Below are 12232 nucleotides of genomic sequence, written 5' to 3'. Positions count from 1 at the left end.
GGACGCACCACCGCGGTGAACTGGCCCTGCTCGACACCGCGACCAACAGGGGGCGGTGCACACGAGGGAGGGAGCGCGACAATGCCGTACGCCGCCGTGAACGGAATCCGGCTGTTCCACACGGACGAGGGGACCGGGATGCCGGTGCTGTTCCTGCACGGCTGGGGCACCAGCGGCCGGGTGTGGGACGCCCAGGCCGCCGATCTGGCCGCCGACCACCGGGTGGTGACCGTGGACTGGCGGGGCTGCGGCCGCACGGAGCAGCCCGCCGCCGGGAACACCATCGACGCGAACGTCGCCGACATCCTGGGCCTGATGGACGTACTGGCCCTGGACCGGGCCTTGCTGGTGGGCAACTCGGTGGGTGCGAACTTCGCCCTGGAGACGGCACTCAGGTCGCCGGAGCGGGTGGCCGGTGTGGTGTCGATCAACGGGACGGGCTACTGGCTGAGCGAGGCCGCCATGTCCGGGCCCGTGCGTGAGCTGGGGACGGCACTCGCCGCCGATCGCGCGGCGGCCTTGGCCGACTGGGTCCCGCGGTGGTTCGCCCCTGCGGCCGACCCGGACCTGGCGCGGCAGACCGTGCGAAGGATCCTTCAATCGGGCGTGTTCATCGACGAGTTGTTTGCCGAGGCCGCGTCGCACGACCTGCGCGAGACGATGGGCCGGCTGACGGTGCCCGCGGTCTTCGCGCACGGCCGGCTCGATTCCGAGATCCCCCTGGAGGTCTCCCGGACGCTGGCCGAGCTGGCTCCGTACGGCGAGTTCCGAGTGATCGAACGGGCGGGCCACATGCCGCATCAGGAACAGCCCGCCGCGGTCAATGGCCTGATCCGCGCCGTGCTCGCCCGCCTGGCTGCCGAAGCGGCCCCGTCCGCCTGACACACTCCGTCCCTCACTTCCCCGTTGAGGCGCCTCCACTTCCCGGTTGAGGCGCCTCGGTGAACGGGAGCGATCAGCGCGCGGTCGGCGCAGATCCGGCCAGGTCGGCCAAATGGCTCCTGTGAAGTCCGCGGAAATTCCGTGATCGTTGACAACGCACAGCTGCACGGGGCCCGGAACGGAACGGCTCCCACGCAGCCGGAAACGGAACAGGAGAAAGCCATGGACTTCCCGGTATCAGCGGCACGTGAGGCCGTCGTACGCGCACTCGCTGAGGACGGGGCCCACGATGACGTCACCACCCGCTGGAGTGTGCCCGCGGGACTGTCTGCGAGCGCCGAGATCACGGCCAAGCAGCCGGGAGTGATCAGCGGGCTGCCCATCGTCTCCGAGGTGTTCCGCCGGCTCGACCCCACGGTCGAGGTGGAGGAACTGGTTCCGGAAGGGGCGCTCGTGTCACCGGGGCAGGCGGTGGTCCGCCTCACGGGCGAGGCGCGCAGCCTGATCACAGGGGAACGCACCGTACTCAACTTCCTGCAACGCATATGCGGCATAGCCACGTTGACGAAGCAGTACGTCGACCTGGTCGCCGATCTCGGTGTCAAAGTCCTCGACACCCGCAAGACGGCCCCAGGGCTGCGGGCTCTCGACAAGTACGCCGTTGCCTCCGGGGGCGGCAGCAGCCACCGGCTCGATCTTTCGGCCATGGTGCTGCTCAAGGAGAACCACATCGCGGCTTCCGGCGGCATTACCGCGGCGATCAACGCGGTCCGCGCCGGAATGGCCGCCGAGGGCCGCGACATACTCATCGACGTCGAAGTGGAGACCGTGGCAGAGGCGGTGGAAGCACTGCATGCACGGGTTCCCTGGATCTTGCTGGACGACATGACGGTGGCCGAGGTCAGGCAGGTGGTCCAAGCCCGGCAGGAGATCGCCCCTGGTTACGGAGTCGTCCTGGAAGCCTCCGGAGGAATCACCCCGGAGCGACTGCGGCCGATCGCCGAGGCCGGAGTGGACATGGTCTCGGTCGGGGCTCTGACACACAGCGCCCCCAGGCTGGATCTGAGCATGCTGCTGACCGGGACGACCCGCGCGTGAAGGACCTGTCCCCGACGGAGCCCGGCCCCGTACCGGAAGCGGACATCACCGTCGATGGCACCGGACTGCTCTGCGTAACGCTCCTCATGCGACTGCGGACCGCGATCGCCCAAGCCGAGCCGAACACCGTCGTCCATGTCATCGCGACCGATCCGGCCGCTCCGCTGGACTTGCCGGCCTGGTGCCATATGACAGGCCATCACTATCTCGGACCTGTCCTCGACGGCAAGGACAGCAGCGTTTACGCGCTCAGGCTCTCCGGAGACGCACGTACGACTCGCCCCGACGCGCCTTGGCATCCGAGCGCGCCGTAGCGTTGACGCTGGACCGTAGGGCGTAGGGCGTAACGCGAAAGGCGCTAGGGGCCGTTCCGAGTCGTGATCAAGATGCGGGCGCCCCTCCGTGATCGGTCTGCCTTCCGTGATCGGTCTGCGCCCAGTAGAGCGCGGGCTCGGAGCGCACGGAACTCACTGATAGACAAGGGGAGTTGATCGAGTCGTTCCCATCAATTGGCAAGTTCGGCCCGCATCCCACGCGGCCGCGGCCGCGGCATCCCGGCCCAACCGGGCCATGGAACGCGTGCGATGATCGGGCCATGCCACGGGACACGCAGGGCACTTCCGGCAAGGGATACCTCCTGGACAACCAGCAGGCCGAGGCGGGGGAGCGGTTCACCGCGCTGTCGGCGCTCTTCGACCCGTCGACATTCCGGCACTTCGAGACGGTCGGGGTCGGCGAGGGCTGGCGGTGCTGGGAGATCGGCGCCGGTGGGCCCAGCGTGCCGGCCTGGCTGGCCGAGCGCGTCGGCCCGACCGGGCACGTGGTGGCCACCGACATCGACACCTCCTGGATGCGGGAGACGGCGGGCTTCGAGGTGTTGCGCCACGACGTGGCGGCCGAGGCGCCCCCGGCCGGCGGGCCGTTCGACCTGATCCACGCCCGGCTCGTGCTGGTCCACGTCGCCGACCGCGACAAGGCCCTGCGGTCGATGGTCGAGGCGCTGCGCCCCGGCGGATGGCTGGTGTTGGAGGACGGCGACCCGGCGCTGCTGCCGCTGATCTGCCCCGACGAGTACGGGCCCGAGCAGGAGCTGGCCAACAGGCTGCACCACGGCTTCCGCGAGCTGCTGCGGCAGCGCGGCGCGGACCTGGCGTACGGGCGCAAACTGCCGCGGCTGCTGCGCGAGGCCGGGCTGGCCGACGTCGAGGCCGATGCCTACTTCCCGATCACCTCGCCCGCCTGCACCGTGCTGGAGGAGGCAACCGTCCACCAGGTCCGCGACAAGCTCGTCGCCGCAGGGCTGGCCACTGACGAGGAGATCGACCGCCACCTGGCCAACCTCGCCGCGGGCGGCCTCGACCTGGGCACCCCGCCGATGATCTCCGCCTGGGGCCGCCGCCCGGCGGCGTAAGACGTGTCCTGATCCGGGGTCACCTGGCGGGGCGCCGGGCGGAAGCCGCGGATCCAGATGACCGCTCGTGACCCAACCGGACAGCCCGTGGGGCCTGACCGGTTGGGTCAACCGTGCCTACTCGACGGTGATGTCCTCGTAGGTGATCGTGACTTGCTCGGTTGCGGGCCCGGATTCAGAAGCTCCCAGTGAGGGGCCTTCCCAGCGGGACGCCCAGGCGTTGCTGAGGTGGATACGCCGGACAGTCTGCTTCTTTGCGTCCTGTAGAGCGATGGTGATGTTCTGTCGGGCACTGTCGAGGTCGGCGTTGACCAGCGTCGCCTTGATCCAGTCGGTGAATGCGGTGCTCTTGTCCATGCCGCGGGTGATCGTGATCTCACCGCTCTTGCGCGAGCCCGGCTGTTTGCGCACGAGCAGCTCACCGGTCGAAGACACCTGCCGGACCTCGACGACATCCTGTTCCAGTTGCAGTCCGGAGACGCTCTGGACCGTCTCGACTTGGAACTTGCCCAGTTCGACGGCAAAGGTGCTGCTGCTGAAACTGTCACCGGTCAGCACGACGGATACCTCCTGCTGCTACTTCCTTCACGCTCCTGACTCGTCGATCGTCGCTTGTCTCCAAAGTGCCCGCAATGGAAACTTATGTCCACAATATGGCGGCCGCCCGTGTGCGCGGAGGAGGCCGCGGTATGGGGCCGTCCCCGTCCGCGTGGGGAGCAGTCATTCACCAGCCGGCGGCTCATGGAGTTGCGGCCGCGTCGTGGTCTGCGGTGTTCGTAGTCTGCGGTGTTCGTATGCCCAGGACGCTGTGCTGCGCCACTCCCGCGGTCGTCGGGTCCGTGTCGGCGCGCTCCTGCACGACACCGCGCCGCGACCCGCTTTCTTCGCTCGCTCCTCGCTCCACTGCCGCTTTGACGACCTCGCCAACCTGTTGGTCAATGCTTGTTGGTGGGTGCCTGAGCGGCCACGTGGCTCGAGGGCCCGCACCACCGACGGCACCACCGGGACCACCGGGACCAATGTTCTTCTGCTGGCGAAGCTGCCGCAAGTCGCCGAGTGACGGTTTCGCCTGGGAGAGTTCGCCGGCCTGTGCTGGGAGCCCCGCCAGTCGGACCGGCGGGGCTATTCAGGCGTCAGACCATAAGCAGTAGCCGTGTGTGCGGTACCAGCTTGCGGTTCACGCTGGTGCTCTGCACAAAGATCGTGAAGTCGTCGTTGTGGTCCGGCTTGACGCGAACCTCCATGTCCGGCAGGCCGAGCAGGGCTCGGGCCTCTGGCCCCGTGTACACCCGGTCCGTCTTCTTCTCCAGCACCGCAATCTGCTTCCGTGCCTGGATCTTCTCCGACTTACTCAGCTGATAGAACGCACAACCGGTACGGAAAGTGTGCCCGCATTCGATGACCCAGTTTCGGATCGTCGCTTCGCGATCCACCGGAATCAGCTGGTACTCGGACGAATTCACCGGGCTGAGACCGGCTGCCTCTATGGTGTCCTTGTTGACAACCTCGGCGCCCGTAGAGAACACCGCCCGCGATCCCCGGACGCCCTGAGCGCGGCCCACCATGAATTTCTCGGTTGCCTGCTGAATGACCTGCCCGGCCTCCTCCAGACCCTGTGTGCTCGTGGCGTCCCAGATGGCGACGTTGTCCTTCGGGAAGCCGCACTGCATGGCCTCGCGCTTGCCCATCTGGTCCGGCACAAGGACGGCTAGCGTCCAGTTGTCCTGCTGCGTCTCGATCATCTCGGCCACGGCCTGCACCAGTTCACGCGGATGCCTGGCAGAAGCATCCAGGCAGCGGTGACTCGCATTCTCCTGTCCGTCAGTCAGTACGAACGTCAGGAAGCTGTGGTCGCCGTAAAGTTGAGCGGTCTGCGCCAGCTCCTTCTGCGACTTCAGCGTGGCTGCCAGCAGAGCCGTCATTCCACCAACCTGGTACAGCTGCTTCAGGGACGGCATCCGCAGCACGTCCTTGTCGTAGATGACGCACTCCACCTCGTCTGCGAAGACGTACACCGTAACGCGGGTTTCCTGGTCCAGTTCCTTCGATCGGCGGGCCAGATATGCAATCTGCTGGTCGGCGACTTCGACGACCTTGCCGCTCAGGCGTGACATGGACGAACTGGCATCCAACACAAGAGCAACGTGATTGATGTAGTTCTGGTTCTCGGACATGACCGCTCCCCCTCTTCCGGCTCGATGCATTCATCGTCTCACCCACCACTGACAATCGATCTTGGAGTCCGGGTGGATGCAGGTGCTCGTACGGGGCGTTCTTGGGTGCGTCCGGGCAGCCATCGAGATGACCTCCCACCGGGCCCGCAACCTGACCCGGCTGAAGCGCTCCGGCCGGGCACGGATCACGGTGTCGGACGAGGACCTGGGCGGGGCGCTGAAGGGGCTGGTCAGCAAGCACAGCAGCGGATACCGCGGCACGGCGACGCGGATCGAGCGCACCTCGGCGTTCTTCGCCGGCACGATCGACGCAGAGACCGCGATGGAGCGCTGGCTGGGCAACAACAGTGCATTCGACTGAACCGAGCTTGCGGGACGGACCGGGGCCTCGCGATACGTGCGGTGAGCGCCGTCACCAGTACCGCGCAACGCCGGGCGCTGGCTCGGCTGCTGAGGTTCTGGGCCCGCTCGCCACTGGCAGAACCGCGCCTGCAGCGCGGCCTGTTGGACGGCGAGCAGCGGGCCGCGCTGTCCGATGAGAAGGGCACACTGCTGCCATTGTCCATCACGATGCTGCATGGCGACTGGGGCCGTTCCCGTTCCGACGCCACCCGGAACATCGCGGAGTTGCTGCAGCGCGGGGCCGTGCCCTGGCCCGCCCCGCCGGTCTCCTCGACATCGGGCGGTGCCTGAAGGCTGGGCCACCCTTGAGCGGCTGCATCGGCTGGTGGACGAGTTGGAGTACGGCGGACCGGTCCCCTTCGCCCCCGCCCCGCTTGCCGGAGCCCCCGACCTCGACTGCGCCGCGGCGGCCGTGCTGATGGCGGGTCTGCCGCACATCGCGGACGACGGGCACAACTTCCTGCGGTCGGAGACCCGTAAGACCCTGGGCCTGAAGGTGACGGAGGCCAAGACTGCCCGCGACAGGCTCCGTCGCATACCGGAGGTCGCCCGCCTGGAGCCGCCCGCCTGGAGCTCTACGACGCAGCCATGGCCGATGCCCCTGCGGAACTGTGGAACCAACCCACGCTGGCGGAACGGCTGGCGACGGCATGGAAAGCGGGCAGGGACCCCCCTGACCCATCAGACAGGCTTCTAGCCTGTGTGCGCGAAGTCAGGGCAGCCATAGCCTCAGGCACGGGCAGTGGTGAGCATCGCTTGGTAGTGGCGGGCGCGCCTGTCGTAGCGGGTGGCCAGGGCTTTGTCATGCTGGAGCCGATTGAAGCAGCGCTCGATGACGTTGCGGTGCCGGTAGGCCGACCGATCGAGTCGGCACCGGCTCTCGCCCCGCCGGATACGGCCGTTGATCTGGTCGTCCATTTCAGGTACCGCTGCTTTGATGCCTCGCCCGCGCAGGTAGGAGGAGGAGCGGATGTTGCTGGACGAGTAGCCTTTGTCGGCAACGATCCGCCCGGCCGAGTTCGGGGTCTGCCAGGGCCTGCATCGCGGGATACGGTAGTCAGCCCGCCGCGGGCCCAGTCGATCACCTCACCCGGCCAGCCCCCTTTTCTGGCCCGGCCGCGTGTTGGTGGGCGTGCACGGTTGTGGTGTCGATACATACGACGGTCCAGTCGGCGGCGCCGACCGCGTCGGAGCGCTGCTGAACCTGAGCCAGCAGCCAGTCCCACGTGCCGTCCGCGGACCAGCGCCGGAACCGTTCGCAGACCGCCTTCCCCGGCCAATACAGCTCGGACAGGTCCCGCCAGGGCACCCAGATGGACAGCTTCCACAAGATTCCGTTGACCATCTCACGGCGGTTCCGCGCCGGACGCCCCGTCTTCGACGCGACCAGCAACGGCTCGATCACAGCCCACGACTCATCATTCAGTGCGTGACGACGCACCACGAACCGCTCAACGACAGTCCGGGGCTAGGTGTCGCCCCGGAGAGGTTCGTCACCACCGTCGGTGCACGGTTGCCTTACTGCCGGTCACCAGGCTTGCTGGCGGAACGTCATCGGTCACCACCGCGCCAGCGGCGACCACGGCATCACGGCCAATGCTGACGCCAGGAAGGATCGTGGCACCGGCGCCGATCCACACGTTCTCTGCCACATCGATGGGCGCGCCGCTTAGCCACCCCCGTCGCTCCTCAGGATCGACCGGGTGACCGACGGTGATAAACGTGGCCTTTGGCCCGACCATCACGCGCTCGCCGAGCCGGATGCCGGCGTAGTCCAGGAACGTGCAGTTCTGATTGATGAACACGCGCTCCGCGAGGTCCAAGTGAAGGCCGTGGTCCGTGTAAAAGGGCGGATAGATCGTGACTCTCGTCGACAGCGGCCTGCCGAGGATCTGTTCAAACAGTTCCGCCTTGCCTGCTTCGTCCTCGAAGGGCAGGACATTCAGGCGGGAGGTGAGCTCGGTGACCCGCCGGACCCTCTCGGCCATGGCCTGGAACTCGGTGCTATGGATGCGCATGAGATGGTCGCCGGACATGCCACGAACCTTTCTGGTGTACCGGTGACTGGATATGAAGCACTAGATGCTGGTGGAGGCTGCTATCTGCAGCCGGTCGAGTCACCTTTGTCGGGGATGGGACCTGCGAGCATTTGCGCTGTCGCTGTCGCTGTCGCTGTCGCTGTCGCCGCGCCGTGACGTCGTTGCCCAGGACGGGAGCCAGACCGTCTCGCGGAGCCTTGGCAGGCTTCCGAGGTGGGTGATGATTCCACGGAGACCTGGATGTGGATTTGTTTCGGGGAGGATGAGAAAGAGTGGGTATGCGAGGGTCGGATTCACGATGGGAATGCGACGTAGGTCGTGGTTCGTCGGCCAGACGTACCGGTCGCGTGCCCCAACGAGGGTGGCCACGTCCGCGGAGTCCGCGAGGGTGTCCAGGAGTACTTCGTCTCCAAAGTGCGGGCCTGCCGCGTCGATGCGGAGGTCGAATTCGGTGGCGAGCTGATCGTAGAACTCTGCCCATTCGCTGCGGGGTGCGATGCCAGGCACCCATATCCGGTGCTTACGCAACTGCGATGGCGTCAGTCTTCGTGCGGATGCGAGCGGATGTCTCGGGCCGACGAGAAGTTCCAGCGGAGAGTCGAACGCATGAATCATGCGCACGTCGGGCGGCAGTGTGTTCAGGGAAGTGACGGTACGGAACGAGGCGTCGATATCGCCTGCTTCGACGGCGGCGACCGCCGCGCGGGGGTCGTTGACCCGGAGGGTCACCACGTCGAGGTTGGTTTCGGGATGCGACTGCCAATAGTCGTGCAGAACAACGGCCTGCGCGCTTCGCAGGCCGAGAACGTCGATCCGAAGGGCACGGGAGCCCGGCCTGACCGCGGTGATGGCGCGCTCGATACCCACGACGATGCTCCGCGCGTGGGGGAGAAAAGCCTGACCATCGAGCGTCAGCTCAACTCCTCGGGCGGTACGCGTGAACAGACGGACTTCCAGCTCGCGCTCCAGGGCGGCGATCCGCTTGGAGACCGCCTGCTGAGTCACGCCCAGCTCATCGGCCGCATATCGCAACTGTCCGAGCTCGGCCGCCCGGACGAATGTTCGCAATGCCTCGGTGTCCACTGGTTCACCTTAGGCATGCACAACTGATCGTTGTGGTTCGCCGTGGATCGGTTGTTTGATCACGCTCCAGTGCGGCTGACGTGTTCAAGCATCCAAACCGTCGGTTGTCGCGAGGAGCCATGTGCGCGAGAGATTGGGCCCCAGCTTCGGGCGGCTGTGCTCGGCCTACGCCGTCAGCACATACGGCACGTGGATCGCTTTCGGGCATTCCCGCTCATCGGGGTGCGGGTGCTGCACTCGCCGGATGCAGTTGCATCGGCGCCCCTGCCGGATCGAAACCGTTCTGCGGCAACCGTTCCGCGTGCCATCCGGTCTGGTCATGCATGAAGCATTTAAGAGCGGATCTGCGGCGGCAACGGGCAGTCGCATCAGGGACAACCGCCCTGCTGGTTTGCACTTGGCGGGGCAGTGGCTTCCTGCGCCGAGAAGCAGACCCGAGGCGCGAAGAAGCAGTCCGGAGCGGCGGGGAAACAGTCCAAGCGGCCGGAAGTGGAGTTCCGGTAGGCACAAGCGGGTCGGGGGGCGCCCAGGGAACGCCTCTCCGTGGTGGGATCCGACCCGAAGGACCCGGACCAGGAGAACAACACGCGCCGATCAAAGTGGAGTACCTCGACTGCCCGGCCCGTGCGCGCCGCCGCCCGGGCGCCCATGGGCCGGGCACAGGCCCTGCACTCCCGGGGGTGGTCGGGGCCAGCTCGGTGGCGCGGGCGCCGAGGTCCCGCCGGACGACGATGCGGACGTCCCCAGTCTCGAGGATTTCGATGTAGTCCGGGTGGCTGCCAACGCGTGACGTACGACCAAGGAAACGGCCGTAGAACGTGGCCAGCTCCCAGGGTTCGGCGACATCCCGCACTAGGACACTGTTCTTGGCGACGGCTATCTGAACCCCGGCTCGATGGCCGACCACGGGGGGTGGTGGACACGAGGCCGCTGTTGTGTCCTTGTAAGGTCGTGGTGGGTCAACGCTGTGGCGTGTCCGCACGGGCTCTGAAGCATGGGAGGGGCATAGATGGTCTCGATGTTGTTGCTGTTGGTGGGCTTGGGCGTGCTGGCCGCGATCGTGGTCGTTGTCGCCGTGGTGGTGAGCAAGCGCGGCAGCAGCGCGCCGGCGCCGGTCGCTCCTGGGGGTTGGGGTGCGGGCCCTGGCATGCCGAACCAGGTGCCATATCCGCCCGCCCAGCAGCCCGGCCAGGGGTTCCCGCCGGCGCAGCAGCCGGGCCCGCAGGCGTATCCGCCGGTCGCCCCTCCCGGGCAGCCGCCGCAGTACCCCGGACCGTACGGCGCCCAACCGCCACAACAGCCGCCCTATCAGGGGCAGTGACACCCGAAGATCGCCGATGACCGGCCGCGGAAGCTCCGTGTCCATTGATGCGATCCCCAGTCCCTGGGCGCCGGTGCCTTTCTGTGGCCTGGGTGTGGTGAGGATGCGGGGGGGGGGAGAGAGAGCCGGTAGCCGGGCGGAGATGCGGGTGTCGCCAGGGCCGGTCGTGGTTTGCTGCCTACGGCTGGCCAAGATCGCCTGTGGTTCCGTGTGCTTGGTTGATGGTGGCGTGGTTGAAGCCGCCCATTCGCTGTCAGTAGAGGTGTTCTCCGCCTGTTAGGGCGGTCTCTGGTGGCCCGCGGACGTGTCCTTGGCCATTGGTGCGTCGGTGTCCTGGCGGTCGACGAGGGAGGCGTATGTGGCGAGCACGACCACAGGTCCGCGCCTTGCCCATAGGGCGAGCTGGATGGGGTTGGTGGTGGTGTACCCCGAGGCGTTCTAGGACTTTGTCCTTCTCGAGTGAGCACGCAGCGATCGTGGGGGAGCGGTGGCCTGCCAGGCGCCACGCCGCGGCGGTCTGGACGGGTAGGTCCAGGGTTGGGACGGTGACCAGGATCCGGCCGCCTGGGGAGCACTCCAGCGCCGACGCAGCCGCGGTGATGGTCTTCCCCGATCCGGTCGCGGACACGATCGTGCCCAGCACCCCTGAGCGGGCACAGAAGATCTTGCAGAGAATCCGACCAATTTACGAAATCTTTTTCTGGCCCATTTGGACTCGCGAAGCGAAATCAAAGACATCATTACATCTTCCCTAATTCCCTTTCCGGTCGTTACGAAGAATTACCGGGACGGCATAAAGGACGGCACGGATACCGTCCCGTCACCGCTCACCACGACCTGTTCGGCAAGCTGCGCCAGGACCTGGACGGGCCGGAGCCCTGCCCGCTGGGCTGTTGTACGGATCAGCCAGCCACCAGCTGCGGACAGCCGAAACTCTGCCTGCAGTTCACCCACCTGCCCGCGCCGCTACCCCTCAAAGACAGCCCACACGCAAAAGCCTCCCCACAGCGCTCCACGCACCCCTGACCCCACCTCACCCCCAGCCACCCCGCTCCGACCCGCACACGCCCCAACCCTCAACAAACATCAGCCCCCTGACATGCCGCCACTCCAAGCACTCGGCCCCCAGCCATCGCCGCCGCTCAGAACCCGTCTCGAACTCGGAAGAAGAACCGCCCCGCCGCATCTGCTCCGCGGCCCACACTCGCGGACAGCGGCCTGCGCACTCTCTTCCCCCACCGCAGCAAGATCGAGGCCGCTCGCTACATACCCGACCTGCCGCCGCACAACATCCCGAGCACTCCACATAACGTTCCCCTTTCCCTAACCACCGAGCCTCGACCCATACCAGAGCCAGGGAGTCCCACCTTTCTGCCAACGCTACATGCTGCATCAACTAATGCACGCTACGCCCGAAACCCACCCCCGACCGAGTCATCCCCACCTAGCCAGCCGGCCCGCACAGCGGGCCCAAGGACCTGAAGGCGAAGCCGAAGGGTCCATTGGGTGGGGGAGCGCAGCGGACCCACCCAATGGAGGCTGAAGCGCAGCGGAAGCCACAGCCACGAGACACGAAACCCCGTCAGCTCCGGAAGCGCAGCGAACGGAGCGTCAATCTGACCGCTACGCAGTCAGATTGAGCGGGAGCGCAACACCCCCGCTCCGCGGGGGTGTTCACTTGCGCAGCGCGCAGCGCTGCGACTGGGGTGCTGCGCACCCCAGCCCCGACCCGCGAAGCGGGTCGGGGCCACCGAGCGAAGCGAGGTGGTTTGCCTTGCACAGCGCGCAGCGCTGAGATCGGAACAGCGGAGTGTAGGGAAAG

General features: G+C 66.9%; 12 protein-coding genes and 2 pseudogenes. 8 read left to right on the top strand and 6 right to left on the bottom strand.

What is annotated here, in order from left to right; all coding sequences use genetic code 11:
- The first annotated feature begins 81 nt into the window (after positions 1–81).
- The 4 genes from ACWD6P_RS22075 (at position 82) to ACWD6P_RS22060 (ending at position 3391) form a co-directional block, all read left to right on the top strand.
- A complete protein-coding gene (locus ACWD6P_RS22075) occupies positions 82–882 on the top strand; it encodes an alpha/beta fold hydrolase (protein WP_451445849.1) in 801 nt (266 codons plus the stop codon).
- Between the two features lie 222 nt (positions 883–1104).
- Positions 1105–1980, top strand: coding sequence for a carboxylating nicotinate-nucleotide diphosphorylase (nadC, locus tag ACWD6P_RS22070; protein ID WP_451445848.1), 876 nt, complete (start codon positions 1105–1107; stop codon positions 1978–1980).
- The gene (locus ACWD6P_RS22065; protein WP_451445847.1) at positions 1977–2294 is read left to right on the top strand and encodes a sulfurtransferase TusA family protein; all 318 of its coding nucleotides are present in this window, start codon (positions 1977–1979) and stop codon (positions 2292–2294) included. Before nadC ends, ACWD6P_RS22065 begins: the two co-directional genes overlap by 4 nt.
- A gap of 281 nt (positions 2295–2575) precedes the next feature.
- Positions 2576–3391 (top strand): methyltransferase domain-containing protein, encoded by an 816-nt coding sequence (locus ACWD6P_RS22060; RefSeq protein WP_451445846.1) that lies wholly within the window; start codon positions 2576–2578, stop codon positions 3389–3391.
- 117 nt (positions 3392–3508) lie between these two features.
- Here ACWD6P_RS22060 and ACWD6P_RS22055 read toward each other — a convergent pair whose 3' ends face one another.
- Both ACWD6P_RS22055 and ACWD6P_RS22050 read right to left on the bottom strand, forming a co-directional pair.
- A complete protein-coding gene (locus ACWD6P_RS22055) occupies positions 3509–3949 on the bottom strand; it encodes a phage tail protein (protein ID WP_451445845.1) in 441 nt (146 codons plus the stop codon).
- 575 nt (positions 3950–4524) lie between these two features.
- The gene (locus tag ACWD6P_RS22050) at positions 4525–5565 is read right to left on the bottom strand and encodes a vWA domain-containing protein (RefSeq protein WP_451445844.1); all 1041 of its coding nucleotides are present in this window, start codon (positions 5563–5565) and stop codon (positions 4525–4527) included.
- A 76-nt stretch (positions 5566–5641) separates the two neighbouring features.
- Between ACWD6P_RS22050 and ACWD6P_RS22045 the strand changes: the two genes are divergently transcribed.
- The 3 genes from ACWD6P_RS22045 to ACWD6P_RS22035 are packed head-to-tail and all read left to right on the top strand — an operon-like array spanning position 5642 to position 6664.
- Positions 5642–5926, top strand: coding sequence for a hypothetical protein (locus ACWD6P_RS22045; protein WP_451445843.1), 285 nt, complete (start codon positions 5642–5644; stop codon positions 5924–5926).
- Between the two features lie 41 nt (positions 5927–5967).
- Positions 5968–6258, top strand: coding sequence for a hypothetical protein (locus tag ACWD6P_RS22040; protein WP_451445842.1), 291 nt, complete (start codon positions 5968–5970; stop codon positions 6256–6258).
- On the top strand, positions 6251–6664 hold the full coding sequence (locus tag ACWD6P_RS22035) for a hypothetical protein (protein WP_451445841.1): 414 nt from the start codon (positions 6251–6253) through the stop codon (positions 6662–6664). Before ACWD6P_RS22040 ends, ACWD6P_RS22035 begins: the two co-directional genes overlap by 8 nt.
- Positions 6665–6679: 15 nt before the next feature.
- Here the strand turns inward: ACWD6P_RS22035 and ACWD6P_RS22030 are convergent.
- From ACWD6P_RS22030 to ACWD6P_RS22020, 3 genes and pseudogenes are all read right to left on the bottom strand, one after another.
- Positions 6680–7411, bottom strand: a pseudogene (locus tag ACWD6P_RS22030) (transposase).
- A gap of 49 nt (positions 7412–7460) precedes the next feature.
- On the bottom strand, positions 7461–8003 hold the full coding sequence (locus ACWD6P_RS22025; RefSeq protein ID WP_451445840.1) for a DapH/DapD/GlmU-related protein: 543 nt from the start codon (positions 8001–8003) through the stop codon (positions 7461–7463).
- A gap of 81 nt (positions 8004–8084) precedes the next feature.
- A complete protein-coding gene (locus tag ACWD6P_RS22020) occupies positions 8085–9089 on the bottom strand; it encodes a LysR family transcriptional regulator (RefSeq protein WP_451445839.1) in 1005 nt (334 codons plus the stop codon).
- 1009 nt (positions 9090–10098) lie between these two features.
- Here ACWD6P_RS22020 and ACWD6P_RS22015 point away from each other — a divergent pair.
- Positions 10099–10410, top strand: a complete 312-nt coding sequence (locus ACWD6P_RS22015) for a hypothetical protein (RefSeq protein WP_451445900.1) — start codon at positions 10099–10101, stop codon at positions 10408–10410.
- A gap of 42 nt (positions 10411–10452) precedes the next feature.
- Here the strand turns inward: ACWD6P_RS22015 and ACWD6P_RS22010 are convergent.
- A pseudogene (locus ACWD6P_RS22010) lies at positions 10453–11148 on the bottom strand (DEAD/DEAH box helicase family protein); the annotation flags it as partial.
- Positions 11149–12232 lie beyond the last annotated feature (1084 nt).

This window comes from Streptomyces sp. NPDC002446, from assembly GCF_053595675.1.
Note: the sequence above shows the minus strand (reverse complement) of the source record. Positions and strands in the feature narration are given on the sequence as shown.

Coding starts and splice junctions, on each gene's coding strand:
- nadC (WP_451445848.1), top strand. CDS start 1,105: ATGGACTTCCCGGTATCAGCGGCACGTGAGGCCGTCGTACGCGCACTC.
- ACWD6P_RS22050 (WP_451445844.1), bottom strand. CDS start 5,565: ATGTCCGAGAACCAGAACTACATCAATCACGTTGCTCTTGTGTTGGAT.
- ACWD6P_RS22060 (WP_451445846.1), top strand. CDS start 2,576: ATGCCACGGGACACGCAGGGCACTTCCGGCAAGGGATACCTCCTGGAC.
- ACWD6P_RS22025 (WP_451445840.1), bottom strand. CDS start 8,003: ATGTCCGGCGACCATCTCATGCGCATCCATAGCACCGAGTTCCAGGCC.
- ACWD6P_RS22015 (WP_451445900.1), top strand. CDS start 10,099: ATGGTCTCGATGTTGTTGCTGTTGGTGGGCTTGGGCGTGCTGGCCGCG.
- ACWD6P_RS22075 (WP_451445849.1), top strand. CDS start 82: ATGCCGTACGCCGCCGTGAACGGAATCCGGCTGTTCCACACGGACGAG.
- ACWD6P_RS22045 (WP_451445843.1), top strand. CDS start 5,642: ATGCAGGTGCTCGTACGGGGCGTTCTTGGGTGCGTCCGGGCAGCCATC.